Annotated in this window: 26 protein-coding genes and 2 pseudogenes; 12 read left to right on the top strand and 16 right to left on the bottom strand. The window is 45.2% G+C overall.

The features are described 5' to 3' along the window. Both Q502_RS14390 and Q502_RS07825 read left to right on the top strand, forming a co-directional pair. A pseudogene (locus Q502_RS14390) lies at positions 1-593 on the top strand (hypothetical protein); the annotation flags it as partial. Positions 594-638: 45 nt separating this feature from the next. Beyond that, entirely contained in the window at positions 639-1,472 is an 834-nt protein-coding gene (locus Q502_RS07825; RefSeq protein WP_099828728.1) for a sensor domain-containing diguanylate cyclase, read from the top strand. On the opposite strand, the gene Q502_RS07820 is transcribed toward Q502_RS07825, so the two are convergent. The 5 genes from Q502_RS07820 to Q502_RS07800 form a co-directional block, all read right to left on the bottom strand. Next, positions 1,469-1,897: a hypothetical protein gene (locus Q502_RS07820; RefSeq protein WP_099828727.1), complete on the bottom strand. Its 429-nt coding sequence runs from the start codon at positions 1,895-1,897 to the stop codon at positions 1,469-1,471. The two genes, Q502_RS07825 and Q502_RS07820, sit on opposite strands and share 4 nt — an antisense overlap. 240 nt (positions 1,898-2,137) lie before the next feature. Further along, on the bottom strand, positions 2,138-2,641 hold the full coding sequence (locus Q502_RS07815) for a flavodoxin (protein WP_099828726.1): 504 nt from the start codon (positions 2,639-2,641) through the stop codon (positions 2,138-2,140). 91 nt (positions 2,642-2,732) lie between these two features. Continuing rightward, positions 2,733-3,203 carry a GNAT family N-acetyltransferase gene (locus Q502_RS07810; RefSeq protein WP_099828725.1) on the bottom strand — a complete coding sequence of 157 codons (471 nt, stop codon included), beginning with the start codon at positions 3,201-3,203 and terminating at the stop codon, positions 2,733-2,735. 156 nt (positions 3,204-3,359) lie between these two features. Next, complete coding sequence (locus tag Q502_RS07805) at positions 3,360-4,109, bottom strand: DUF2087 domain-containing protein (RefSeq protein WP_099828724.1); 750 nt, start codon at positions 4,107-4,109, stop codon at positions 3,360-3,362. Positions 4,110-4,275: 166 nt separating this feature from the next. Further along, complete coding sequence (locus tag Q502_RS07800; RefSeq protein WP_099828723.1) at positions 4,276-5,199, bottom strand: GNAT family N-acetyltransferase; 924 nt, start codon at positions 5,197-5,199, stop codon at positions 4,276-4,278. Between the two features lie 300 nt (positions 5,200-5,499). Here Q502_RS07800 and Q502_RS07795 point away from each other — a divergent pair, with 300 nt between their 5' ends. After that, positions 5,500-6,141, top strand: a complete 642-nt coding sequence (locus Q502_RS07795; protein WP_102818926.1) for a TIGR00153 family protein — start codon at positions 5,500-5,502, stop codon at positions 6,139-6,141. Here Q502_RS07795 and Q502_RS07790 read toward each other — a convergent pair whose 3' ends face one another. The 4 genes from Q502_RS07790 to Q502_RS07775 form a co-directional block, all read right to left on the bottom strand. Continuing rightward, positions 6,142-7,077, bottom strand: coding sequence for an inorganic phosphate transporter (locus tag Q502_RS07790; RefSeq protein ID WP_102818927.1), 936 nt, complete (start codon positions 7,075-7,077; stop codon positions 6,142-6,144). It abuts the gene before it with no gap. A 145-nt stretch (positions 7,078-7,222) separates the two neighbouring features. Further along, positions 7,223-7,990 carry a metallophosphoesterase gene (locus Q502_RS07785; protein ID WP_258006224.1) on the bottom strand — a complete coding sequence of 256 codons (768 nt, stop codon included), beginning with the start codon at positions 7,988-7,990 and terminating at the stop codon, positions 7,223-7,225. A 75-nt stretch (positions 7,991-8,065) separates the two neighbouring features. Next, positions 8,066-9,223 carry a glycosyltransferase family 2 protein gene (locus tag Q502_RS07780; RefSeq protein WP_102818929.1) on the bottom strand — a complete coding sequence of 386 codons (1,158 nt, stop codon included), beginning with the start codon at positions 9,221-9,223 and terminating at the stop codon, positions 8,066-8,068. Continuing rightward, positions 9,220-9,810, bottom strand: coding sequence for a glycerol-3-phosphate acyltransferase (locus tag Q502_RS07775; RefSeq protein ID WP_102818930.1), 591 nt, complete (start codon positions 9,808-9,810; stop codon positions 9,220-9,222). Before Q502_RS07775 ends, Q502_RS07780 begins: the two co-directional genes overlap by 4 nt. Positions 9,811-10,156: 346 nt before the next feature. On the opposite strand from Q502_RS07775, the gene Q502_RS14680 reads away from it, so the two are divergent. The 5 genes from Q502_RS14680 to Q502_RS07760 all read left to right on the top strand — a co-directional run bounded on the left by Q502_RS14680 (position 10,157) and on the right by Q502_RS07760 (position 13,081). Further along, positions 10,157-10,657, top strand: a complete 501-nt coding sequence (locus Q502_RS14680) for a hypothetical protein (RefSeq protein ID WP_258001821.1) — start codon at positions 10,157-10,159, stop codon at positions 10,655-10,657. A 29-nt stretch (positions 10,658-10,686) separates the two neighbouring features. Further along, a complete protein-coding gene (locus Q502_RS14675) occupies positions 10,687-10,848 on the top strand; it encodes a hypothetical protein (protein WP_258006223.1) in 162 nt (53 codons plus the stop codon). Positions 10,849-11,118: 270 nt separating this feature from the next. After that, positions 11,119-11,454 (top strand): S41 family peptidase, encoded by a 336-nt coding sequence (locus Q502_RS14670; protein ID WP_258006222.1) that lies wholly within the window; start codon positions 11,119-11,121, stop codon positions 11,452-11,454. Continuing rightward, positions 11,455-12,585 carry a beta-aspartyl-peptidase gene (gene iadA, locus Q502_RS07765; RefSeq protein ID WP_102818931.1) on the top strand — a complete coding sequence of 377 codons (1,131 nt, stop codon included), beginning with the start codon at positions 11,455-11,457 and terminating at the stop codon, positions 12,583-12,585. A gap of 4 nt (positions 12,586-12,589) precedes the next feature. Next, positions 12,590-13,081 carry a flavodoxin family protein gene (locus Q502_RS07760; RefSeq protein WP_102818954.1) on the top strand — a complete coding sequence of 164 codons (492 nt, stop codon included), beginning with the start codon at positions 12,590-12,592 and terminating at the stop codon, positions 13,079-13,081. A 2-nt stretch (positions 13,082-13,083) separates the two neighbouring features. Here the strand turns inward: Q502_RS07760 and Q502_RS07755 are convergent, their stop codons facing one another. After that, positions 13,084-13,632 (bottom strand): manganese efflux pump MntP family protein, encoded by a 549-nt coding sequence (locus Q502_RS07755; RefSeq protein ID WP_102818932.1) that lies wholly within the window; start codon positions 13,630-13,632, stop codon positions 13,084-13,086. A 1,534-nt stretch (positions 13,633-15,166) separates the two neighbouring features. On the opposite strand from Q502_RS07755, the gene Q502_RS07745 reads away from it, so the two are divergent. Together Q502_RS07745 and Q502_RS07740 are read left to right on the top strand one after the other, a co-directional pair. Continuing rightward, on the top strand, positions 15,167-15,841 hold the full coding sequence (locus tag Q502_RS07745; RefSeq protein WP_258001825.1) for a non-canonical purine NTP pyrophosphatase: 675 nt from the start codon (positions 15,167-15,169) through the stop codon (positions 15,839-15,841). Beyond that, positions 15,822-16,646 carry an alpha/beta fold hydrolase gene (locus Q502_RS07740; RefSeq protein ID WP_102818935.1) on the top strand — a complete coding sequence of 275 codons (825 nt, stop codon included), beginning with the start codon at positions 15,822-15,824 and terminating at the stop codon, positions 16,644-16,646. Before Q502_RS07745 ends, Q502_RS07740 begins: the two co-directional genes overlap by 20 nt. A 22-nt stretch (positions 16,647-16,668) precedes the next feature. On the opposite strand, the gene Q502_RS07735 is transcribed toward Q502_RS07740, so the two are convergent. The 3 genes from Q502_RS07735 to Q502_RS07725 all read right to left on the bottom strand — a co-directional run bounded on the left by Q502_RS07735 (position 16,669) and on the right by Q502_RS07725 (position 20,984). Continuing rightward, on the bottom strand, positions 16,669-19,344 hold the full coding sequence (locus Q502_RS07735) for an HAD-IC family P-type ATPase (RefSeq protein WP_102818936.1): 2,676 nt from the start codon (positions 19,342-19,344) through the stop codon (positions 16,669-16,671). A gap of 66 nt (positions 19,345-19,410) precedes the next feature. Continuing rightward, on the bottom strand, positions 19,411-20,400 hold the full coding sequence (locus tag Q502_RS07730) for a GNAT family N-acetyltransferase (protein ID WP_165775320.1): 990 nt from the start codon (positions 20,398-20,400) through the stop codon (positions 19,411-19,413). Between the two features lie 179 nt (positions 20,401-20,579). Next, entirely contained in the window at positions 20,580-20,984 is a 405-nt protein-coding gene (locus Q502_RS07725; RefSeq protein ID WP_099828708.1) for a DUF4332 domain-containing protein, read from the bottom strand. An 897-nt stretch (positions 20,985-21,881) separates the two neighbouring features. Here Q502_RS07725 and Q502_RS14225 point away from each other — a divergent pair. Next, positions 21,882-22,223: a hypothetical protein gene (locus Q502_RS14225; RefSeq protein WP_133117305.1), complete on the top strand. Its 342-nt coding sequence runs from the start codon at positions 21,882-21,884 to the stop codon at positions 22,221-22,223. A 12-nt stretch (positions 22,224-22,235) separates the two neighbouring features. Next, positions 22,236-22,556: pseudogene (locus Q502_RS07720) on the top strand (Pr6Pr family membrane protein); the annotation flags it as partial. A 108-nt stretch (positions 22,557-22,664) separates the two neighbouring features. Here Q502_RS07720 and Q502_RS07715 read toward each other — a convergent pair. The 3 genes from Q502_RS07715 to Q502_RS07705 form a co-directional block, all read right to left on the bottom strand. Further along, positions 22,665-22,931 carry a hypothetical protein gene (locus Q502_RS07715; protein ID WP_099828706.1) on the bottom strand — a complete coding sequence of 89 codons (267 nt, stop codon included), beginning with the start codon at positions 22,929-22,931 and terminating at the stop codon, positions 22,665-22,667. 884 nt (positions 22,932-23,815) lie between these two features. Further along, the gene (locus tag Q502_RS07710; RefSeq protein ID WP_099828705.1) at positions 23,816-24,802 is read right to left on the bottom strand and encodes a hypothetical protein; all 987 of its coding nucleotides are present in this window, start codon (positions 24,800-24,802) and stop codon (positions 23,816-23,818) included. 29 nt (positions 24,803-24,831) lie between these two features. Further along, on the bottom strand, positions 24,832-25,764 hold the full coding sequence (locus Q502_RS07705; protein WP_243392209.1) for a 6-bladed beta-propeller: 933 nt from the start codon (positions 25,762-25,764) through the stop codon (positions 24,832-24,834). Between the last annotated feature and the right edge of the window lie 341 nt (positions 25,765-26,105).

The following is a 26,105-nucleotide window of genomic DNA, read 5'->3' as shown; positions in this document are numbered from 1 at the left end:
CGACACGTTCACGGTGGTTCACTTGTATTCGTCTCCTCTGGTACTCACCTGACGGGATCACTGTCCCGCCTTTTCCCGTAACGTTCACTACCATGGCTCTTTACCACAGCAGCTTACGGTGGTTTGAAGCCTCCACCTGCATGGCGGCTTCGAGGGGCCCTCCCTCATCTTCGATTAAGCATGGCTTGAAGTTTCCTTCTTCGCCTTCTTGGCACACCCTGGTCAGAATCTTGGAGAATTCTCCCGTTGCCCTTTGCTTTTACGACAGCAACTTTGACTCTGTATTCTTCAACAAGAGAGCGAAGGAAGCAGGTTTTGACATTTCCGCCTTATCGGTTTCGTCTGAAGGGAAGCCCTTCATTGAGTCAGTTGGATCGGAAGAGACCAAGAGATATTTCAGGAGTTTCATTGTCGACTTTCAAAGGGATGGTTCGCATTCGGGCCGGGCAAAGTACTCGGTCGACATAACAGATAGCGAAAGAGCTAAGTTTGAGCTTAAGAAAAGCAGGAACAAGATCAAGAAGCTTCACGAAATAGCTCTGAAGCTTTCAAAAGCCGATAGTGAGGAAAGGGTTTACGACCTCATCGTGTAAGCTTCGCAGAAGATACTGGAGTTCGATGTATATAGTCTCGATATTGTGGAGGGGGATTTTCTGGTAGTAAAGAGAGTTACAAATTCCGTTCCCGATAAAGGGGATGATTGCTACAACAAGCACGAGGGAATTGCCGGAAGAACTCTGAGGGAAGGCAAGACACTTGTCTTCCCGGATATCTCAATATGCGTCGAGGCAAAACCTAAAAGCAGTGATTATCGCTCTGCTTTGAGCATTCCAATAGGCAACTTCGGTGTGCTTCAGACGATTTCTACCGAGCTTGACGCTTTTGATAGTGAAGACGTAGAGCTTGCAGAGATTTTGGCCGCTCATGCCGCCGAAGCCATCAATGGAATAAGGAACAGAGGAGAGATCACAAGACTCACTTACAATGATCCTCTGACGGGAGCACTCAGCAGGCATGGTGTGGAGAAGTTCACTTCTGTAGAGATTGAAAAATCAATCAGACACTCTGTACCCTTGTCGCTAATGATGCTCGACATTGACGATTTCAAAAAGATAAACGACTCTTTCGGTCACGTTTATGGTGACTCGGTTCTCTCCTGGTTGGTAGAGTCGGTTAGAATGATTATCAGGAGTACCGATCAGGTTATTAGATGGGGAGGCGATGAGTTCTTGATTGTCTTGCCGGAAGTAACTCTGGAGGGAGCGGAATCTATGGCGGAGAGAATACTTGACCACTTGAAGAAGAGAACCATTGAAGAAAGGGCAGAAATAACCGTCAGCATAGGAATTACCAGCTTTCTGGGTGATGGGGATGATATTGACCGTATGATAAACCGCGCCGATTCCGCATTGTATGAAGCCAAAAGCAAGGGTAAGAACCGCTTACGCGTTTTCAGAGAGAGTCAGAGCTAAATAGAAGGGACTGTTCTCACGATCGAAAAGTTGCCATCGGGACCCTCTTCAAGGTAGACAGAAATCCTTATGTCCTTTATCCAGTTTCCCTCGCGAGAACCCAACGAATTCCACTTGCAGCTGTCGATATCGAGAGGCTTAATGGAAATCGATGCGGTTAGTATGGCTATACCGTTGGATTCCTCATGGACGTTTATATTCTCAATTAAGAATCCCGTCAGTCTCGACTCCAGAGGAAGCCCACGATCTTCGTATCGCTTCATGTATTCACGAAGAAGAGAACTGCCGGTTTCTCTTATGCTTGCCTCGCGAGCAAAGGAGCTTTCTACAGAAGAGTGAAACAGAGTGTCGCCGAAGAAAAGCACAGTACCTAAGAGAACTGCCTGCAAAAGGATTATCAGATAGATCCATCTGTGATCTTCCACTAAAAATCATCTCCTCTGACTCCTGACAAAGATCTCTACCCGTAGATTATACCTCATTTGTCTGTCTTATCAGAGTTCACAACAGTTAGTCAAGCACGACCGGCTGAGCAAGAGCATCACTATGGTTATTAGCCTTTTCCCTTTGAACTAATGAAAGTCATAGTCTGAAAAAGGCTGGGGCGAAAAAACTCAAGCCTTAAAACGGCAAGAGTTAAATTGCACAAGAACTTCTTCACAAATCTAGCTGATTGACTTCAGCACCTGCCTAGCCCAGTTGACGCTAGCGTTGGCCGCATAATTGACGCCAGATCCGATCGGATCGTAGAAATCAACAGCTCCAATTATCTTGTTGGCCGACAGTTTGCTAATCATCTCCTGAAAAACTATTCCCATAAGGCCCTCATGAGTGCAGAAAAGAGCTATCTTCTTTTCAGAGAGATTTGCTTCCTTCAAAAAGCTCTCCATCGGTGGTGCGTAGCTCATCGCCCAGACAGGCGAACCAAGGAATATCAGGTCATATTGATTCGGATCGATCGAATAGGGTTCAAGCTCAGGCACGGGATCCATGCTGACGCTTTCGCCTTCCCAGATATACCTGACCTTTCTTCCGCCCTTCTTCTCTATAGGTCTTAGCTCTAGCAAATCTGCATTCGTTTCGTTGGCAATAGACTCTGCAATCGATTTAGTACTCTCATCGTGAGAGTAATAGACAACGAGAATCTTCTTATCATCTTCATTAGGCATAAATCTTACCTCCATATCCGACTATTATTCTCGTTATTATTCTCTCACATATTTCCTTTTCTTCCAAGTGGTTTCCTTTCTCTTTCGAATACTACTCTTGGGTGAATCTCATTTCCGCGTACTCAGTTTTGAAACCCATCTTCTCATAAACGAATCTTGCAGGATTATTCTGCTCGACATGCAAGGCGATATCTCCGTTGCATAATCTCTTTATCTGTTTGATGAGCTTCTTTCCGATGCCGGTGCCTCTTGCCGTTTTGTCGACAGCAATATAGACCAATATGTGTTCAGGAATGTACCCCTTCATTCCGGTATCGTTGATAACCGAAACACCGAGAACCTTTTCGGCCTCCATGGCCACCAAAACAAATCCGCCTTTTCCTTCTTCGTTAGAGAAAGCGTAATCTATGGATCTTCTTATGGCCTGTCTATCGTCACCGTACTCTTCCAAATGCTTGTGAAGGAATTCGACGATTCTGCCTATTCCTATATCACTCTCAACTTTCTCTCGATTCTCAAATCGTTTGATCGTTATTTTGTCGGTTTTTGTTAGCAACTTCAAAGAACCACCTCCGTGTGAAATAGCTATTCGTTTGTATAACCAAAACTATTATAACATCGTCAATTGTTAACGTGTGTAAAGTCCTATTATGAGGATTTCCGTTATCCGGAGTGATGAGCAGTTATCCTTAGACGTGTAAGATATTGTTCATTTTGACTAGAATACCAACCAATAACAACTCCCGTCGGGCCTTCGATCGATCAAACCGTATTCAATCAGATATCTCCTAAGAAGAGCGTAGTCATCATGGAACTTTCTCAGATTCTCATTTGTCTGTTCTTCGCTATACTTCACACCTGGCTTGAAGACTTTAGCAATCTCTCTCAGGACAATCACTCTGTCCTTTTCTCTCTTTGGAAATCTCGCCAATTTCCGGTCTTCACCGAAGAATCTCGCCACTCTTTCATTGCGCTCGGCCTCGGTCACAGCATATCGTTCATCGATCATAGCGGCGTTTCTATGTACGTCAACAATTCTGTCTTCCTTGCCGACGCTTCTTTCCATCATAAGATGGAGTACGAGGAAGATTTTTGCCTGCCTTGCCTTTTCCTTCAACCTGAAGCGATAATTCCTAACAGTTGACTGACTAAGGCTCAGTTCTCTTGCGATCTCCTTATCACTCATGCCCTTGTAGAATAGCCGCATCAAGGTCTGTTGTTGTTCAGATAGGCCTGTGTACTTGCGATCGAGTTCCAATAGGGTATTAAAGGCCGACCCGTGGCAGGAAGAAATATGTTCATTTACTGCCTTCTCGGCATCCATCAACAGATCGTTACTGCTTTTGAAGAAAAAACCCTTTTTGAAGGTCTTCCCACAAGCAAGACAGACAAATGAATCGTTAAGGAGTTTGTAGCCGGCTTCAAGTTCTTCAATGCTGCTATCCCAGAAAAGCTCCGATGATTCCATTATCTCGCCTCCCGAATAAGAGTATAAGAGAAAAACAAGTTTTTCAAACAATGTAGAGCATTGTTTACTTATATATAGACAAAAGAAGGATTAGCAAATGTATTGGGTAATCATCTGGAGATGACTGACTGTGATCTGGTCGTTCACTCTACCTCGGTGAAAGTACTCAGATCTCTACAGTCAGCACTTCCTTGCTATATGTTGTGGTGAAACCAGCATCTTCGTAGATGCGTTTTGCCGCGAGACGGTCAGAAGTAACAGAGAGCAACGCCTTTCTTTTCCCGGCCTTCCGGAGATAGTCAAGGGCATTAGAGACCAGTGCCCGCGCGAGACGCTTTCCTCTCCATTTTTCAACGACAAAGATCTCTTCCGTGAAACAGTATTCGTTGTTCAGTCTGTCAGGATAGATCATCACACTGCCTGCAATTGAGCTTTTGGCGTCCAATGCTGCAAGGATCACTCCCTCTTTCTTCCAGTAAGGTCTGTTGAAGAAGTAGTGGAGATACTTGTACTCGAGCGGCGAGTCAGGGAAACACGATTGCTCTGCACGTAGATAATTGATAATCTCAGGTTCCTTTCTGGGCTTAAGTCTTGACATTGATAGACCTTCGGGAAGTGGATAAGAAACGACTTCATCCTTCAAGTCTCTTTCCATGTAACTGAAATCTTTCCATCGAGTGAACCCCAAAGACGAGAAGAAATCTCTCTTTGTCTTTTCGCTTTCGGCAATCCTTACACAGATTCTAGTTCCAGCTGCAGGGAAAAAAGAGTTTGTGGATTCGGAGATCAAAGGGAGTGAAGCCTCGAACAGAAGTGACATCAAGTTGGTAGCGGGAGAGTCGGCTACATTTATGTCGAGCCATATATGATGAAAGTGAACTCTTGAGAAGTTCTGTCGGGAAAGAAACCTGGAGAAACCGAGCACTCTTCTTTCGTTTATGGTCAAAAGAATGTTTTTTCTCCCACTTAACAAGGGGTTCTTGAGATCATCCGCGGTGAACCTCTCCGCACAGGGATGATCTTTCTCGTACCTGCTCTGAATGGCTAACATCTGATCTGTGTATTCTTTGGAGTAGCCGACTATTCTCACAAAATCGCCTCCGTGAAACCGAGAAGCATTCGTCGCTTCATAGGATTCTGATAATCACCACTTACATTATAAGTATATTTGAATTTGAATTCGTGCTCAGCTTAATTCATCATAGTTCATCTTCTCGAGAACCAGTCGGATAACTCTGAGGTAAAAGTGGCATAATATATAAATAATAGAATCTATTAGAGTCTTTCAAGTACACCAAAGCAGATAAAGATGATAGGGTGTGATGAGATGAAGGGAAACGGAGGCTCTAGTAGATTTGCTAGTATTCTGATGCCCGGAGGTGGACCTCTTATGTTTTTTGGTAAGAAAGAAGTGGCGATTATTCAGCTTTTTCATGAGCATCTGGATTTCATCTCAAGAACTCTGGAAAACCTTGAAAAGGTATTCATTTCCATCCAGAATGATGACCTATCTTCTGTGGAGATCTATTCGGAAGAGGTACGAAAAATGGAATCGGCCGCCGATGCAAAGAGACGCGAGATGGAAAACGCGATGTATCAGGGTGCTTTTCTTCCAAACTTCCGCGGAGATTTTCTTGGTCTGGCGGAATCCTTCGATAAGGTGGCCAATGAAGCAGAGAATGTCGTTGACCAGATTGAGCTGCAGCGCCTTGTGATCCCGGCAGAGCTGAAGACCGATCTTCTGAAACAGTTACAGCTTGCTGTTGAGACATTTGAGGCATCAAAGGAAGCGGCTATCAATCTCTTTCAAGAGCTAAGCATTGCCGAAGAGAAAATCGAGGAGACTGAACGACTCGAAAACATTGAAGACAGTCACGAGCGAGCTCTAGTCAAGAAGATCTTCGAGATGAATTTGTCCCTCGCAGAGAAGAGGCAGCTCCGGGAACTTGTTCTATCAATAGGTGATATTGCGAATCTCTCTGAAGACTGTTCCGACAGAATGGAAATTATCGTGCTCAAGAGAAGGGTTTGATCAAAAGAGAGCTCTGATAGCGTTAATCGAAAGGTACAGCCCAACTGAAACTAGTCCAGCGATCAAAGGGGTCTGTAGCCAACCAAGAGCGATGTTTCGAAGGATTTTGTAGTTGATGTTTGTCGAGCCTCTTGCCAGTCCAGCACCAATTACTGCACCAACGATTGCCTGTGAAGTTGAAACAGGGACTCCAATTAAAGCGTAGATCCATACCGTAATTGCCTGGGCGAGAACAGCTATTACAGCCGAGAAGTGATCTAGCTGGGTAATCTGCTTTCCAACAGTGTACATGACCCTCTTGCTGAAAGTCAACACGCCGAGGCCGATGCTCAATCCGCCTACGAGAGCGGCGACTTCCAGGGGTATGATTCCGGCATACGGTCCAGTAACATTTGCAACATTGTTGGCGCCCAGAGCGTAAGAGCCATACGCGCCAATGATCAAAGCTGCTACCTTCAGAGACAAGTCCTGGGCCTGGATAGTCTTTATTCTCCTAAAGAATACCGCCGAGATCTTATAAAGGAAGAACGCACCTGCAGCGGCTCCTATGGGTGTTGTTACCCAGCAAATGACCACCTTTGTCAGTACTGACCAGTCTACAGTGGAATTCAGAATTCCGATTCCGAGAATCGCTCCCATCATTGCCTGAGATGAAGAAGAAGGAATTCCCAAATATGTCATTACAATCATGGAAAGAGCCGCTCCTATGGTACTTATTGAAGCAGTAAGAAGCGTCTGGGTGCTTACACTCGAGATCGTTTCAAGACCTCGGGAACCCTCAAGCAGTGAACCGATTAGTATGAATATCGCCGACAACACGACCGCAACACGATATTTCACAAGTCCCGAAGTAACCGCCGTACCGTATACATTCGCAGCGTCGTTTGCCCCTAATGCCCAGCCAAAAACAACTGCCGGAATTATCGCAAAGAACATATTAGCCTCCATAGGGAGAAAGAAAAGTTGATAGATTATATCATAGTATTACTTAGATTCGAAGCCATCGATCTTTGAGAGATCGGGCAGAAAGAGACGAAGACAGCAGAAACTGAAGAGAAATCCATTGGAGAATAGGCGGAATTCAGAACTCGATGAATAAGATCTCGGGAGGACTTGCCAGTCTTCCGGGAAACCATCCTCCGACTCCCCTGGTCACGAAGATCTTTGTGCCCTCGGTTTCGTAGAAACCTCTGAAGAAGTCTCCGCTGAATCTCCTTGAAGTCTTCAGTATAGACTCGGTCAACCAGGGTATATAGAACTGGCCTCCATGGGTGTGTCCAGCCAGCACAAGATCAAATCTTTCAAGAATGTCAGGATGTTCTTCGAGCATATTAGGTGCATGGACCATGAGTATCTTCAGATCATACTCATCATCAGGAAGGAACTTAGTCCACGAGAAGTAATGATGGGACGGAGTGCCCGTCAATCCCAGCTTTTTTCCTGCAATTTGAATCACAGTCGAGCGGGTATGAATCACGTTTATCCCCAGTTCCTCGTAGATCTTCCCCATGACATCTGTCTCGGATTCCTCCCAGTTTCCATATACGGCATAAACGGGCGCTATTCTGACTAGTTGCGAAAAGTAATTCTTCATAAACTCCATATCTGTGTAAGGAGACAGAACATCGCCCCCAAAAAGAATCAGATCTACACCTTCGTCGACGAGCCTTTCAAGAAGATGATCGTGAATGGGTTTCTTCGTCCAAATGTGAATATCGGCAAAGAAGGCAATTTTCGCCGAAGGTTCTTCCGAGAACGTAAGCCTTTCGATCGTCAGAATGTTTGGTTCTATCAAAAAAACGTAGGCGATTATGCCGGCAACAATTAACCAGATCTTCCAATGCTTCAAAAAACCATTCCCTCATAAAGTTGTGTCATACGAACCGATTCTACATGATTATTCAGCAGTCGGTTCAGGCAGTCACTAAAATAAGCGTGATTTCTTCTTTACAAGCACCCTACCTTTCCATTTCGCAGCTCCACAAAGGTGAGCAACTATCGAATGAAATCCGATAATTGATGAGACGAGCGTGATCAGCGGATACAGAATAATCACCAGGGGTCTGAGTGAAAACTTCACGCTGGCGAGAAGCCACATACCGAATGAGAGTGTCAGACTAATCAGAGACAGAATCCCGGCGGACTCTGGAACGGCGGCTCCAAGAATGAATAGTAAAGCTACAGTGAGAGGAAAGAAATCCAAAGTAAGCATCCAACCCCAAACAAAGGCAGCGGGGACTATTCTGTAGTCAAACAGGGAGAAGTAATTCTTGAGAAAGCCCAAATATGCGGCTTTGAATCCATCGTACATCTTGCACTCTACAAGATCTGAAGCATCGTACAGTCTCCACTTCATTCCCGCCTTCTTTATTAGCCTCCCAAGAGCAATATCGTCCACTCCATGGTCCCTTACAGACTCATGGCCTCCTATTGAAAGATAGGACTGTCTTGTGAACATCATGAACTGACCGCTGGCTGCCGCGAGTGATTTGCACCTCTTGCCATACGCGATAATGAGTGGAAAGATCGAGAAGACACTGTGAATCATAAATGGTATAGTTATCAACTCACCCAGCGTGTCGGTCCTCTCCTTAACCATGGCCGTCAACAGATCCGTTTTTTCTCTAATCATGACGCTTACAGCGTGTGAAATTGTGGAGGAAGCGTGAACGGTATCGGCATCTGTGAAAAGGAGGATCTCTCCCTTCGCTTCTCTTGCAAGCTGGTGGCATGCCCAGTGCTTCCCGAGCCATCCTTCTGGCAAAGCTTCTCCCTTAATTATTCTGAGGTTGTTAAACTCACTTCTCATTGATTCAAGGATTTGGAGTGTTGCGTCGGATGAGCTATCGTCGAGTACGATTAGTTCGAGATTGCGGTAATCCTGATGGAGAAGGGAGTAAACGCACCTTGAGATGTTTTTCTCTTCGTTTCTGGCGGGAATCAGTACTGAAACCAGAGGGCCATGGAGAATCCTTTCGAAACGGCTGATCTTTTTCATCAGAATCGCGTTAGAGACTGAAATTAAAAACATCATACCTAGGAAGAGAGCAACTGAAACTGACTGGGAGAGAAGAGAGGTCATTTTTCCTTCCTCCGAAACGTGAATGCTATGGGAAAAGCAAGCTGCTCCCTGTGTTTGAAAGCAAGAATTGATGTGTTTATTGTCCAAATTGAGATAGCAATAACGTCCTTTTGAACGATGAGAAAGATCAGGAGCCCAAACATGCTCAGAATGACCTTCCAGCCATCGGTCCTGGGATTAATGACGAATGAGAACAACAACATAAACGCTCCGATTATTGACGGCCCAATCCATTGAGTAAGGCCGGACCAGATGCCGAAAGAGACTGCTACAGCCTTACCTCCATTCATTCGTAGAAAGGGTGAAAAAGCGTGACCCAGAACCGGAGAAACTGCCATGGGGACTATCGCCCAGCCCGACATTCCTCCAATCGAAAGGGCGAGCAACACGGGAAGATACCCCTTGAAGTAGTCGAGCGCCATCGCAAGCAACCCAAGTGCTAGTCCTGCTCCCCTTATCACATTGGAAGATCCCGGGTTGCCGTCGCCAATCTCCCTGATCTTCTTACCGGTAGTCTTCTCGTAAATCATTTTAGAAAACATTATTGAGCCTGAAAAAAAGCCAATGAGAGTCCACAGGATAAACATCAAATCTTCCTCCGGCATAGAGCATATTACTTTCCTCATCTTAATGCCCCGAGTGCTTGACGAGGAGAGATCTCTCCTCTTGTTGACAGTCCAAACATCTTTCCGAGCTACGATTTTGCTTATTACTTGGTATCTTCTTCTAAACAACTTACATAGGAGAGAGCCACTTGTATGTCGACTGGGCCCAGGATTCACGATATCAACTCTATGCTTCTATTGAACCATGAGAAGTCTATTATACATAGCAAACCGGGCAAAGCGCTTCTTCTTGAGAGCGAATAGCTTGATTTCTGCAAGACCTGAAGTAAATGATAAAATCTCATCTATAAAAGGGAGGATGGTGAAGATGAAAAGAATTCCACTAGTGTTCTTACTTCTGCTCTCACTGACTTTGCTGCTCTCCGCTAAGAGTCTAGAAGATTTAACTACCGGCGAGTGGAGGCAGGACATCGGGTTTCTCGAAGAGAAACTGCTGAGCACTCACCCTAATCTATTTTTCAATACAGATGAGGGTACGTTCAGACACCTTCTGAGAAGTCTGGAACGCGATCTGGAGGACCTGTCGTCCAGCGAGATCTACACAAGGCTTACAGAGATCGTCGCATCGATTGGAGACGGCCACACGGCGATTTATCCTGATAGCAGGCTTGCTGTCTATCCAATTTACACTTACTGGTTCACTGATGGGCTTTATATAGTTGCCACATCGGATAGTGAAAAGTATCTGCTGAACTGCAGAGTAGTTGAGATTGCAGGCCTGGAAGTCGAAGATGTCTTTGAACGGTTGAGAAAGGTTGTATCATACGATAATGAATGGGGATTTCTCCAATCTCATCTGACTATTTGAATAAAGAAGAGATTATGAAGGGCCTGGGAATGGTTGACATGGATGGAAATCTTCTTCTTAAGGTCGAAAAGGAAGGAGAGATAATTGAAGCCTCCGTAAAGCCTCAAAGAGAAGGATTCCATTGGATACAGAAGAGAGCGGATGAGATAGAGAGAACCTATCAAGGAAGGAAGTACTGGTATCAGTACTAACCTGATTCCAGGATGACGACTGGCTACTCCCTCTACCCTCATTCTATACTCTCTACTTCCTCTCTTATGACAATACACGAGGATCCTGCATTTTCATTATGCTTCATGTGGTTCGGAAAAAGGAAACCCGTTCATACTGTTTAATTGTAGAATGTTTCATTCATTTGGACCAACCCAGTAAGCAAATTCGTCCTTGATCTCAGGGGAAATAGAGGAGGCAGCTCTGTCGTTCTGGCACCTTTTATTCTAAGAATGATGATAGATTGGAGATTGAACAGAACTGGAAAGCTCTTTGTTCTAGTCGATCGCGGAACCTTCTCTTCGGCAGTTCTCAATGCCATTTCCATGAGAAAACGCACAAACGCGATCTTTGTGGGTGAACCGACCGGTGGCAGTCCGAGGCACTATGGTGAAGTAGAGAAATTTCAGCTGCCTAACTCGGGAATTTCCGTAAGTTGTTCAACCACTTATTGGAAGACTACATCCGATACATCGGAAGCTTTTATGCCGGACATATTGGCGGTGAGATCCTTCCAGGACTATTACGAAATGCGCGATCTAGCCTTTGAAGCCGTTATGGCCTTTGGATGGGAAGGGGAGGGATAGATGTTAACTCTGTTTAAGAACGTTGAAGTATTTGCTCCAGAACCTCTCGGAAGGAAAGACATTCTGATTTCTGGAGAGAGGATTGTCGAAATCGATGAAGGGATTGATGAATCGGCCGTTCGGTCGCTCAGCGGAGATGTATTCGACCTAGGTGAGGCGTACGCTATTCCTGGATTTGTTGACGGGCACGTGCATCTAATCGGGGGAGGCGGAGAAGGAGGCTTTTCATCAAGAACTGCTGAAGGTTCTTCACAGCAATTCGCCGAAGTCGGTACCACGACAGTTGTTGGGATGTTGGGCACCGATGGTGTTACCAGAGATCACGTTTCGTTGCTTGCAAAGGTTAGGGACTTCCGAAACTCGGGGATAGATTCTTACATGCTGACAGGCTCTTACAGATACCCTTTGAAGACGCTTACGGGGGATATCATGAGGGATATTGTATTCATTCCCGAGATAATCGGCGTGGGCGAGGTGGCCGTCTCGGATCATAGAAGCAGTAACCTTAGTTCCACAGAGCTTCAGAGATTTGCTATGGACGCGCGTGTGGCCGGAATGCTTTCCGGCAAGGCTGGAGTGACCGTGCTGCATCTTGGAGATGGACAGGAGAAGCTTAAACCTCTTTATGAAGCAGTTGCCGACGGTACTCTCAATCCACGACAGATTATCCCTACACACATCTGTCGATCGGAGGAACTCCTAAGTCAGGGCATCGACTGGGTGAGCAACAAGGGCGGATATATTGACTTCACTGCGGATGAACAAAGCACACACCTGGTTCTGAAAGACATCTACAGCAAGAAGATCAGATTCGACAGGATCTGTGTCTCTTCTGACGGCCTCGGTTCTCTTCCCAGATTCGATGATGAAAAGAACCTGGTCGGGATAAAGCCGGCACCGGTCGATACTCTTCTTAAAACCTTCACAAGATTGGTCAAAGACAGAGGTCTTCCGATACATGAAGCTCTGAAGCCTTTTACGGCAAACCCGGCTGCGTTCTATCATCTGCAGAGAAACGGAATTGGGCTGCTCAAGAGGGGAGGCTCTGCAAACATCTTATTCATTGATCGGGATTTCCAGATAGTCGAAGTGATTTCCAGTGGAAGATCAATTTTGGAAAAAAGGCGATGATGGTATGAAACTATGTGCAGTTTATTACAGCAGATCTGGTTCGACAAAGGAAATTGCGGAAAGCTTTTCCGATTCTATTGGTGCAGAACTCTTCAAACTTGAAGACAAAAAGCCCTTGAAATCGATGTCCGGTCTCTATGCGCTGCTTGGCCTCGGAAGTCCGTTGAAGGAACCGCTTCCAGATATCGGCAGTTTCGAATTCCTGGTGCTGTTGACTCCAATTTACGCCTGGCATCCTTCGCCTCAGATGAATACTTTCGTGAACAATGCCAATCTGAAAGGCAAGAGTGTGTTTCTAGTAGGTGTAGGAGCCGGTGAGACAAATGAGAAAGCTCTAAAGAGATTCTCCGCAAAAGCCGAAAAGGCCGGCGTGAAAGTAGTCGGGACGAAAAACTTCAAAGGATTGCAGATTAAACAGGATTTGAAGGAGGTCAAATCGAATCTTATAGAAAGCGGGAAACAATTAGCCGGAATCATCGAAAGATTTGTCCAATAGACCTAGTAGAGATGTTTGAAGAGGATCTTTAGTCCAATCGAGATTAGCACAATTCCTCCGGTTGCTTCCATGAACTTGCCAAATTTCTGACCCAGTCTCTGTCCGCCCGTTACACCTAGAGCGGAGAGCGTTGCAGTTATCAATCCCGTCATCATAGCAGTGAGGATGATTGGTCTTCCAAGGAATGCGTATGCACTCCCTACAGCCAGTGCATCTATAGAGGTAGCTATCGAAAGTAAGATGAGCGTAAGGCCTCTGGTTCGATCCTTGCATGAGACTTCTTCTTTCCTGTCAAGAGATTCGAGCAGCATCTTTCCGCCGATAATTCCAAGAAGAATGAAGGCAATCCAGTGATCGAAATCCATTATATAGTCTCGAAAGCTTGCTGCGAGGAAATATCCGATGATCGGCATTCCAAACTGGAACAGTCCAAAATGAAATGCTACCCTGAAAACATGTCTGCGGGTTACATCCTCCAGAGAGATTCCAGTACATATCGAAACGGCAAATGCGTCCAGTGCTAGACCGGTTGCGACGAGCAGGTTCTCCATCTGAAGCTCCTGGTGTGAGATACCTAGATAGTAACACACCGAGAGACGAGAAGTCTTCAGAAAGAAGCAAAAGCATACTCATTACTGCTTTCAATCATGCGGAAACCGGTTTTCCTCTCGGAGTTTCATTCACTTCACCGGTCTTTCAGCAGAGGTCCTCTGGAGACAGAGAACGTGTGCTCTCCACCACCAGATTGTCTGACGATTCTCAACCACTCTGCTCCTTCTGCGGAATTCGATAGCTAATATTCTGTGAGCCGCTATAACTGACTCATTAAGCGTACCGGTATGGGTAGCTGCAGACTGGGTGGAGCCGGCAACCGGGAAATTCGGGACGAGAGTCACCCGCGTCACGTCCGGAGCCTGCATCGTTTTGATCGCTTACTGCTACGTATAGTTCGTACAATCCTTCTCCGGAGGACGATACTCTGCCTTGAACCTGCTGTTGTTATAGAGCATCTTGATAAAGACGCCTCTTTGCTCGAAAAGCGTGGTTGATCATGACAAGGAAGGATCGAGACTCTCAATCTAGTACAGGGTGTTATTCGCCACCGAGAGTGTGGCCGCCACCTTTGAGCGGCCTCCGAAGTCAACCAGCCAGTTCAATCATCCTAGTTGTTCAGAGGTTGTTGGCTTTTGCGCCTTCGGGTAGGACGATTTTTGTGATCTTCGTGTGAGTAATTGCTCCGTCACTGAATGATCCTGGAATTCCTTTGAGGGCTTCCCGTGAGATTCGAGAAATACTGTTTGAAACATCATCTGTGAGAAGATTAGTTCGAAGTATTTTTCCATCAATTTCTCGCTGGGTCCCGTCTCTATTGTCCAGAGATCATCGCCTGATCTATGGACTGAAAATCCATTTATCTGTCCTTCCATAGTTCTGAAAAGTGAATCTGTTTCACGATCCCGCTGAGCAGAATCCCAGGCTAACTCACCCGGAAGCAGGAATTTCAGTTCCGTTGATGCCTGAGAAAAGAAGTATCGTTCTTCCTCAGTTCTTTCGATGTATTGTCAGTGGATTTTATACATTGAAGCAAGGGCAGAAGCCGGAACATATTCCATTCTCGATATCAGGGCCTTTACACTATCGTCTACTAAAATAGTGTCTTCTCTTTTGTGCTCCATGAAAATTGCACTAAGAGCAATCGGAAGGGTAGACAGAGAAACAGGCAGTAGCCTCACATTGAACCCTCGCAATCACTCATCCAGGAAGTGGCTTAGGTTGATGCAGCAATGGCCGCTATTGCGGTTAGTATTCGGCAGTTGAAGTCTACTCCCTACACTTTATAAGTTTTCGTAATTCGAAACGGCGCGGCTCGGACAAATCTACCCAAAGCGTGACTCCGGGAAGGCCGACACCCTAGTGGAGCTCTTGTTTATCTTATCTCCAGGTCATAGCAGGGGAACCTCAGAGAGGCACCATATGAAGAAGTTTTTAATAAGGTATCGAATGTTATCATGAAAGAAGGGAGTACAATGTGGTTCGAGGGGTGCAAGGATGGAGCTTATCTATGGCACATGAAACCCGGCAAAAGTGACGAGCATGAAGAAGATGCTTGATGGACTGGATCTCCAGATAAAAGACCTGTGTTCACTCGATCATCTTCCGACTGTTGAGGAGTCCGGAATTAGTCCTCTCGAAAATGCCAAAACAAAGGCGGAGGTTTACTATCGCTTAATTGGCAAACCCATCTTTGCTTGTGACTCCGGACTTTACATCGAAGGCCTAGATTCTGAACTTCAGCCGGGAGTGAAAATCAGAAGGTTGGGTCACACGGTCATGAATGACGATGAGATGATCTACTACAGTAAGCTCGCGGCTGGTCTCGGGGGTCGAGCAGTAGCACATTGTAGAAATGCAGTCTTTCTTGTTCTGAAAGAAGATGAAAGATACTGGCCGATGGACGATGCGATTGAGGAAAAAATTTATCTTGTGAGTAAGTCTCATTCGTTAAGAGCTGAAGGGGTTCCTCCGAATTCACTCTCTGTAGACATTCGAACTGGAAGGTACTTCGTTGAACTCAACGAGGAAGAGAGATCCAGTATCGATCACTGTCATAATGGTTTCAGGAGGTTTTTCAGCGAAGTAATTCGTTTGGTTCTGGAAAGGGATCGTATAACCGCAACGAAGGTGACCCCCGCGGTTCGAATTTCGCCATACGACACCGAAAAATCGACAGGAGGGAGAAATGGCTTACAAGACAATTAATGGAACTCGACTTTACTACGAGATTAGAGGCAATGAAGGAGGAAGCGAGACGATCGCCTTTTTCAATGGAGTCATGGCTTCGACGAACAGCTGGTCGCTGCAAACAGGTGTCTTTGAGAGATTCGGGTACAAGATTCTCCTTCACGATTTCAAGGGCCAGCTTCTCTCGGAAAAACCGGCTGGGCCTTATACGTTCAGAGAGCATGCTGAAGAGGCTTTGCTTCTAATGAAGGAACTGGATATTGACAAAGTGCACATAATCGGTACTTCTTACGGAGGCGAAGTAGCTCTAAGATTTGCCATTGATTTTCCTGAGATGGTTAAGTCAATTTCAATCATTGATTCGGTGAGTGAGCTCGACGAGGTTCTAAAGCTTTTTATCCGCAATTGGAAAGAAGCAGCTGGCAAAGGTGACCCTGTGAAATTCTTCTGGAATATGGTGCCAGCAATCTACAGCAATTCCTTCATAAAGAGCAATATCAAGATGCTTGAAGAGCGAGCGAATGCATTGAAAAGGGTATCAGAGGACTACTTAGAGGGCCAGATAACTCTATATGATACGTTCTTGAGCGACGTGTACATGAGCGATTCACTTGGAAGAATCAGCTGCCCAACGCTTCTAGTCTGTGGCGAAGAAGATATTCTGAAGCCCAGGAAGTTTTCGAAAATCATGGCGGACAGGATCCAGAGATCGGAATTCGCTGTTATTCCTGATTGTGGTCACGTGACAATATTTGAAAAGCCAGACGTACTGAACAGCCTGCTTCTAGGCTTCATTATGAAGAACTCCGATCTTGGAGCTTAATTAGTTTTATGACCGTTATCAGTTAAGAGCTTCTTCTTTGGAATAGCTTGAAAAGCTCCATCACTATCAACAGAGGCGCTGCACATGCCAGCAAAATCAGCCACTGGGAGATCGAAACAGGAGAAACACCGAGCAAGTTCTGGAATAAGGAAGTGTTCATTGCAATCAGGTGAAGGCCGTGTGCTGCAATAACTCCAAAAACCAGAATGTAGTTTCTCCTAAGGGGTACCCTAAAGGCCGACTCTGTTTCTGATCTGCAATTGAAAACATGAACGTTTTGCATAAGGACAAACAGAAGAAGAAGTAGATTTCTTGCGGAGTCCTCTTCCATTCCGGAACCCAGAAACACCATCCAGGCAACAAAGGCAACAAGCCCCATTGAGAACCCTGACAAGAGTGTCTCTCCAATCATCAATCTGTCGAAGATCCCCTGGTCTGTTCTTCTTGGGGGATTCTTCATCACCCCGGGTTCGCCTTTCTCGAAGGCAAGGGCAACGTCTTGTATTCCATTCGTGACAAGGTTTAGCCAGAGAATCTGAACCGCAACTAAAGGGAGAGGAACATTGAAGATCACCGCGAGAACAAATAGCAGAAGTTCAGCGGCGCCAGTCGATATCAATAAGTAGATCACTTTGCGAACGTTTGCAAACGCGAACCTACCCTCCTCTATTCCCGATACTATCGAAGCAAAATTATCATCTGTGATGATTATCGAACCGGTATCTTTGGCAACATCTGTACCCGAACCCATTGCTACACCAATGTTTGCCCTTTGCAGTGCAGGAGCGTCATTCACACCATCACCCGTAACTGCTACGAAGTGGCCTTCTCTCTTCAGTGCTTCAACGATATGAAGCTTCTGGACTGGAGACACTCTTGCAAAGACATTGGAAGAAAGGCATAGGTTGGCAAATTCTTTGCTTTCGTGGTCGCCGGCGCTCTCGAGGTCTTTGCCCGTAACTACTTTGTCGTTCTTTCCTATGATTTCGAGTTCTTCTGCAATTGCTTTGGCCGTAGACGGGTGATCTCCAGTTATCATAATGACTTTGACTCCAGCATCCTGGCTTTCTCTGACCGCACCTTTGACTTCCGGCCTCAGCGGATCTATGAATCCGACTAGTCCGATGAACACAAGGTCGTTAATCTCATCAATCTCAATATCATCACGGTCTACTTCACCTGAAGCGAAGGCCAGCACTCTGTAGCCGCCTTCAGCCAACGAAAGCGCTTTAGCCTCAATTTCCTTGCTGTCGAGCTCATTGGTGCTACCGTCATCATTCAACACAGTTTTGCATCTCGAAAGGATCGTCTCGACCGCTCCCTTCATAGCACATATCTTTTTTCCCTGGTATTCATAAATGGCTGCAGAGTATCTCTTCTCCGATTCGTATGGAACTTCTCTCAATACCCGAGTCTCTTCACGAAGCGACTTCGGTGAAAGACCCGATTTGTAGGTCATTGAGAGAAGAGCAACGTCCATTGCGTCACCACTTTGATGCCAATGGTCGTTCTCCTTTTCGAGAACACCTTCATTGGCTATAACGGAAATCTTTATTAGTTCTTTCAGAGCTTCGGGAATCTCATGTTCGATTCCTTGAAACTCTCCTTTGTCGTTATATCCTTCACCACTTATTTCATAGTCCTTTCCAGAAGCTAGTCTTACAATTCTTGCAGTCTGCTGGTTAACTGTAAGTGTTCCGGTTTTGTCACTGGCGATGACGGTGCAACTTCCGAGACTCTCAACTGCTTCGAGCTTTCTGACAATAACGTTCCTTTTTGCCATCCTGCTCGTTGCGACTGAAAGCGCAACAGTTAGAGCAACGGGAAGCCCCTCGGGGATGGCGGAAACAGAGAGCGCCACGGCGAGAAAGAAGACGTCGGAAAGAGGGTATCCTTGCAAGAGTCTGAGCAGAGCGAATCCGGCCGCTGCTATCAGCACAATATATGCAATCTTGCGCGTGAATTCCTCCATCCTAATCACGAGAGGAGCCTTCCCTTGCTCGGATCCAGTTACGACTTCTGCAATCTTTCCAATTTCGGTGCTGTTGCCTGTTGCGACTACGACTCCCTTTGCTCTACCCGTTATTACTGTTGAACCGGCAAATGCCAGGTTCTTTCGATCGCCTATCTCAAGATCTTCGTCGAGTTGATCCGTGTTCTTCTCAACGGTAGTAGATTCGCCTGTTAGAAACGACTCGTCGACAGAAAGATTGTTGGTTTCTATTAACCTGATATCAGCGGATAACCTATCACCCGACTCGGCAAGAACAATGTCTCCAGGCACCAGTTCTTTTGAGTTTACCGTTCTGGTCTCCCCGTTGCGTATTACTCTTGATTCCACTTTCATGATTTTCAGTAGAGCCTCGGCGCTCTTCTCGGCTTTGAATTCTTGAGTTGTTCCGATAATTGCGTTCAGGACAACCACGGCAAGGATAAAGATTGCATCATCGGGTTCACCAATTATCACGGAAATTAATCCGGCAATCAGGAGTATGTAGATCAAAGGGTCCTTGAACTGCGAGAGAATTATCTGGAGGATAGTGACGGGTTTTTTCTTTGGGAGTTCATTTGGACCGAATCTGTTTAACCTCTCTTTGACTTCTTCTGATGAGATTCCCTCCTTCGAGCTATCCAGATTCTGGAGAGTTTCCTCTACCGAAAGCTTATACCACTTTGTGTTTTCAATACTCTTCTGCATTGTTCCCCCCTGCATCAACAGGAATTCGAGTTTCCTGGTTTTGAGAAGGCCCTCAATGAACTGACCTCAATTGCTCTGGGTGATGAAATACTTCACCCAAGGTCTGCAATATCTAGAAGTATCCTTGAATCCAAATTTCCTGTAGAACTCAACAGTAGAATTCATGAATGATCTTTCAATGTCAAATGATTTCATTCTTCTAATGCCTTCCAAAAGTAGTTGAGTTGCAAAACCGAGATTTCTGTAGTCAACGTGTGTGCCGACCGGTTCAAAGTTTCCATATCGGTTTTCCAGATCGAGCCAAATCGTACAAAAGGAAACATGCTCGCCATTGGGACTTACAACAAAAAGGTCTAGCTCTCTACCGTAATCAGGAGCTTTCTGAATCTCTCTGAAAGCGTCTGCTGGAGGCCAATGTGAAGGTGGACAAAAACCATGAAAGGCCATCGCCTTTGCTCTTGATCTCTTGATCGGATCGTCTTCTTCAGCAATACTGAGTACTTTGTATCCTACCGGAAAGGAAGGAGTCTCTGCATCATCGTGAATCTCATAGACAATGTAGGGAATAGGTGTCTCCAGTCTGATGTAGCCTTTCTCCTCCACCACCGATTCAAGATCGTCAAGATCTTTGACATAGAGTTTCACGAACCCATATCCATTTGCCCAGTCTGCAAGGTTCTCTTCAATGTAATCGATAATCTCAGGACAAAGAAACCCGTAATTCGGATGGATTTGTGTCCAGGCTTCTCCGGGCTCTTCGTTTTCGGAATGTGCTACAGCAACTACTTCTCCATCGCCGGTTTCCCAGATTCCAATTCCGTTTTGCCATAGAGGAAGATCGTCTCTGTGGTCCACATGTGGTCTCGTCGGAACGCCGAAATAACTTGTTGAATAGTACTTATGGAGAGGTATGATGTGAAATCTACAGATATTCCACCTGTCAATGGTCCAGTTGAAAGGTCCTCCACAGAGTGGGAAAGTCTCTATTATCAGGTTTCTTATTCTCATGTAGTCACTCTCTGGGACATAGCTCCTCATGGTGACATCTTTCTTCAAAGAGATCCCTCCCTGAACATAGCATGAGACTTTCTGCACCGAATAATTGTGAATTATACCATAGCAGCAAATCCAACAACTCTCCCCAAGTCTCTCGCTACAGTACAACCAAAAGAAAGGGCCGGAATTCACCCGGCCACTTTTCATCAGTCTCGAGCTGCTGAGCTTATCTGAGGAGCTCAGTATTGAATCGCTCTAGGAAGCTTCTTGGCCTGCTCAATCCAATTCAGAATCTGTTTCTTGGATGGTAATTTGCGCACGAGTCTCTTTGCTGCATTTACTTCCACTACCTTTTCATAAAGGTTATCACCGTTTCTCTTAGAGAGTTCTGGCACTGTGTCGACTCCAGCTGCTTCAAGTAGTTCAGAGTATTCTCCCCCGATTCCCTTGATTCTCATCAAATCTGCGTGATTCACCCAGGTAAGGATGGTCTCTTCAAGAATATCGGTTTTCTTAGCAAGTTCGGCTCGTGCCTTCTTTGTTTCGCAGGTCTTCAGAAGCGCTTCGATTGAATTTACACCCGCATCCTTGAGCTTCTTTTCAAACACGGGTCCGATCCCTTCTACAATAGTGAGTTTCGCCATTGATCTTCCTCCCTTCTATATAGTGGTTTTGATTTCAAACTATCCCGCAACTGCTCTGCCACAACCACATGATTCACTTGGCCATTTCTTGAGCAAGTCCCCAACGGAGGAACTCTCGCAATCAACAACTTGCCCCTCTTTGCTCTTGTCAAGCAAATCGGATGACATCCTCTAAACATCTCCGCTGCTGCCCTATTTACAAAGCAATCACTTGTTGGCGCGGAATCAATATTTTCATCTTTTTTCTCCTTGTCAAGGACCACCAGAAGCAACTATGCCAGTTGCCTAAGAATGCCTGAAACACGATTGGGCTATAGTTTTGTCGGCTCCCAAGATTCTTCTTCATTTCATTTTCCACATAGTCCAGCTAACGCATCTCAGACTCTTTGGTCTTGTGAACGGCTGAGATGGATATACGGACATTCTCTGGAGTATCTTCCCGATGCTTCTTCAACCCCTTGCTGAGAGATTCAAAACCTGGCTCAGTCGAGGAGTAGAGCAAAAGCCCCTTTAGGAGCGTAGGGACACAGGTTAAGTGCGTTCTCTGACCTTCTCCGGAGTTGTATTAACGGATCGGGCTAGTTCCGAAGCGTCATCTTCTTCACAAAGCTGCTTCAGCTCGAGATCAAATAGTCTCACAAATGGCCTCCCTCCTTTGAAATTAGGTAACACCAATGTTATTATACTTCCTTGTTATAAAAAGAAAGGTACTTGGAGAGAGTCGACACTCGAGGAAATCAATACTCCTGGATTCAGTCCTTCCGAAATCTAGTAATACGGACTTTAAGACTTGCAGACTCTATAATTCAGTATGTTGGCTGTGAATCATTGGAGCTCAAAACTCTTCCGAGAGCTGAATTACGAGCGAACCGAATTCTTCGATACTAGGAGCTCAAAGTGAAAAGGAAAGTGAATCTGATTTCTCAATTATCGTTGTTCTGTATCTCTCTTTCTGGAATAGCCTTTCAACTGTTATTGTCCAGGAATCTTTCGGGAGCACTGATGCAATTGAGCTACTACGCTTTGCAGACGAATCTGATAGTCGCAATAGTCGCCCTCTTGAATGCAGTATTCTCCATAAGGACAGCAAAATCACAAATAACAGCAGGATTACTGAGCATTATCACGGGTGGTTCGGTGTTGTGGATAACAGTGACTATGACTATTTACCATCTCCTTCTTTCGGACCACTATTGGCCCAGAGGACAGGCTCTGTTCGCTAACAACCTTTTGCACTAAGTTACACCGCTTCTCGCGATAATCTTCTGGCTAATCTTTGAAGAAGGGAAATCATATAGGTTTTTCTATCCCTTACTCTGGGCGGTATATCCTCTTTCCTACGCGGTTGTTTCGGTGATTCGAGGAGCCATAACAGGTTTTTTCCCTTACTGGTTTCTAAAACCCGCTGCGGCCTATCCAAACGGAATTGGTTCATATCTAAATCTCTTCATCTTCACTCTTGTTGTCGGTTTGATTTTCATCGCGACCGGCTATCTAATGGTCTTCTTGAACCATCTACATCTTTCTGGCGGTCGCTTTACAAATCTATTCAAGAATAATAACCAAATTTGATTAGAAAACTGGCCTAAAAGTCAGTTTGCATTGATTCATATCTCTTGTCCTTATGTAAGTTAAGAAAAGGAGGGCTGGGCCCTCCTTAAGAGAACTAACAACTCGCTGTTAGCGTGTTCCCAAACCTTTGCGGTATCCTCTTCCTTCGCCGAAAGACTTCTCCGCTTCAGAACTACCATTTCTCAAGCGTTTCTGAAGCATCTCTCCGTCATTAGGACATGACTCTCCTACATTGGCTTCAGTTCTTTCAGCAAAACGCGGACACTCTTCGGAAGCAAGTCTAGCGCCCTTGTTTCCTCTGAGTTGCTGACCAACAGCATAGGTTAGAGTTGCCGCCAGGAAAAGTATAAGTACGATTATGACTACTTTCTTCATCCCTATGCACCTCCTTCATTCAAGCAGTACACAAGATATTACTATCCATTCCTTAGAGTTTCCTTAGATTCTCAACTTGGACTTATATTCTGCAGCAAACACTTGGACGGAGCGAATAGCATCACCTAATCAGCAAACAGATCGTGGAGTTCCAAGTAGATTTAATTATGCTGTTCATTGAATAATCGAGATTCGATATCACTGCTTTGACCGGATCCCTTCAAGAACAAAGAGGAAATACGAATTGAATTAAGTGATCTCTCCTTTCTTCCCTAGAGTAGTTGAGCATCTCTAGTTCCAGAACGTATGCTAGAACTCCCTCAATGCATTAGCATCTGTATTCCAAAGCTTTGTAGGTGATTGCATTTTCCAATTGTCGCTTTGCTAGAAGAGTTTTCGTAATAAACACTAGGGAGAGTTTGAAAGGATTTTCACTCGTTAACAATGTTCTGCTTGAAACGGAATCACTCAGGGCAAAGGCCATTCAGGAAGCCTCCACTCGTTAACAACGTTCTGCTTGAAACCCGTGAATCAATGTTCTGACATTCTGTGTTCTTGGGGACTCCTTGGAGCTCCTAGTAACCGCTTGGTCTTTCCTGCACTATCATTCTATGATTTCCCTAACGGTATTGTTCATCTCGTGAGGAATGAGAACCTCCAAGTAACCTTCTATAACATCCCTCCTTTATTGAAGGGTGACCTAAAACTACCCGCTAGCAAAGCCCCTTGAAAATCGTGACGCACTTATCTTTCGGTTCCACGATTCCACCGCTCAACAAAAACCTAGAAATAGAGTTTTGTCGATTTCATGCCGATTGTTTCGTAGATCTGTTCAGTTTGAAGGCGGAAAAGAAGAGGGCCCTGATGAGCCCTCTCTACAAAATTCAGTAGTAAATCAATTCAAGAAGCAGGTAGAAGGCATTTATGCTTTCATAGTATCCATCTATCTCCCAGTAATAGAGATCGTAGCTGCCATCGTCATATACTTCGAATTGGCAGTACACTTCTGCTGGAATCCCTCCAAGGTCGAAGGTTCCATAGAACTCTACAATATCGAGATCATCTGTTGATAGAAAGTAGTCCCAGTATGGATCGTAGAAGAAACTGTCAAAGGCTTCCCCTAGCGTCATCCAGTTGTAGTACACGTCGAAATATGAGTTCTTGACGTCCGTGATTTTCGATGCAAAGATTGAGTTCAACAACGTATTAATCAACGTATCGTCCTGAGTAACATCGTCAACTCCGAGGTAAGCGATCTCGAAGGTCCGTTCATCGACGTTTACTATGAACTGGAAGAGAGCTTCAACAAGCTCGTCGTTGCTGTAGAAGAAGCCCGAGAACTCTACAACGTCTAGATTGTCGGAAGTAAGGAAGTAATCCCAGTAACTATCGGCGAAAAAGCTGCTGAAAGACTCTCCTATTACCCTGTCGGGGAATTCGTAGAAGAAACCGTCTCTTACTATGGAGATTGCTACAGCAGCCCTATCGGGAAGAAAGATCCTCTCCAAAAAAGCGTACTGGCCGCTATTATCCTGAGGAACTCCATTGATCTCCCAATAGCTCAATGTGAAGGTAGAGTCCTCTTCTACAACCGAGAATCGCATCAGAACCGTTGAACTTCCCCTATATTCATCCGCGAAGCTGCCGCTGAACTCAACAATGTTTTGCGTTCCTTCCTTCAAATGCTTCCATCTTGACATCTCGAAGAATGAGTCAAAGGCTTCGCCTATGGGCACATCGGGGAAATTATTGAAAGTTCCGTCGGTTACAATACTGATGAACTTCGCACTGTCTTGTGACAATAACCGCTGGGAGAAAACGGAGCTGGCGATAAGGACTATCAAAATCAGCAAAACAGAAAACTTCTTCATAAACCAACCTCCTTTGTCCTATACCTTGATTAGTAATTGATCTTGAATCTTTGAATCCTATTTCCTAATTGCTCCAGTACAAACACATTGTCTTTACCGTCGACACATATATTGAAAGGCTTCGTAAATAAACCACTTGTAGTTCCTACACCTCCCCACTCAAAGAGGAAGTTTCCGTCCGGATCAAGAACTAGTATCATACTTGTCATTTTGTTTATAAAGAACAGATTTCCAAAACGATCTACCACAGACTCTCCAGGCTGGCCCCAGTTGCCTTCATAGGTTGAGGCCCAGTTTGAAATGTAGTTCCCTTGGGAATCAAACTTCTGGATTCTTCTCATTATGTCGTCCGATACGTAGATGTTTCCATTGCTGTCAACACTCAACCCCGATATTGAGGCGAGATTGCCGGGGTTCATTGCCTCGAACATGTTTACCTTTGCGCCTACTGTCAGCAGAAGAGTTCCTTCCCCATCGAAAACCTGAACTCTTTGATTGAAAGCATCGCCTACATATATTGTGTCTGCGCCATCGATTGCAATATACATAGGTCCGTCAAACTGACCGGGTTCTGCACCTTTACTTCCCCATGACTTCACAAACTTGTTCTCGTTATCGAACTTCTGAACTCTGCCATTCTGGGAATCAGCGACGTATATACTGCCTTTAGAATCTACAACAACATCATGCGGGAAAAGGAATTCACCTCGCTCGCTGCCAAACCTTCCGAAGGACATTTGGTGTTTTCCGGTGCTGTCGAAAACCTGAATTCTATGATTAAGTGTGTCGGCTACGTAAATGAAATCTTTCCCGTCTGAGGCAAGCCCCTGAGGGTCACTGAACTGTCCGTCCTTGTTTCCTTGAGACCCCCATGACTTTTCGAAAGTCACGGACAAACCTAGCAACGAAATAGAAGAAATAATCAGAACCGTAAGAATGGCAAACCACTTCAAAAAATCCACCCCTTTTGGCATCTCATTTTGCCTGTCTGATCTTATCATCCCTGATGCTCAAAACAGAACGATTTCATACACTCGTATCGGGTGATTCCGGGTCTTCGGTCGCAAATGAAAATGAAGGAGCGAGGAAGGCGCAAAACCAAGTATAAACGTGATGTGATGCTTCTACCAACAATCATTGTCTTTGTTTGAGGTTACCGGGCGTTGCCACATAAAGCTACGTGTTCTAAACTATAGATGAGATGTCGTTGATTATTCCTCATAATCGATGGTGATTCAATTTAGCAAGTATATACCCTCAAGATAGAATGAACACCAAAAACCAAATTGAATTGGAGGTGCCT

This window comes from Mesotoga sp. Brook.08.YT.4.2.5.2. (assembly GCF_003351125.1).
In the GTDB taxonomy this organism is placed as follows: Bacteria; Thermotogota; Thermotogae; order Petrotogales; family Kosmotogaceae; genus Mesotoga.
This window is presented reverse-complemented; position numbering and strand designations above follow the sequence as displayed.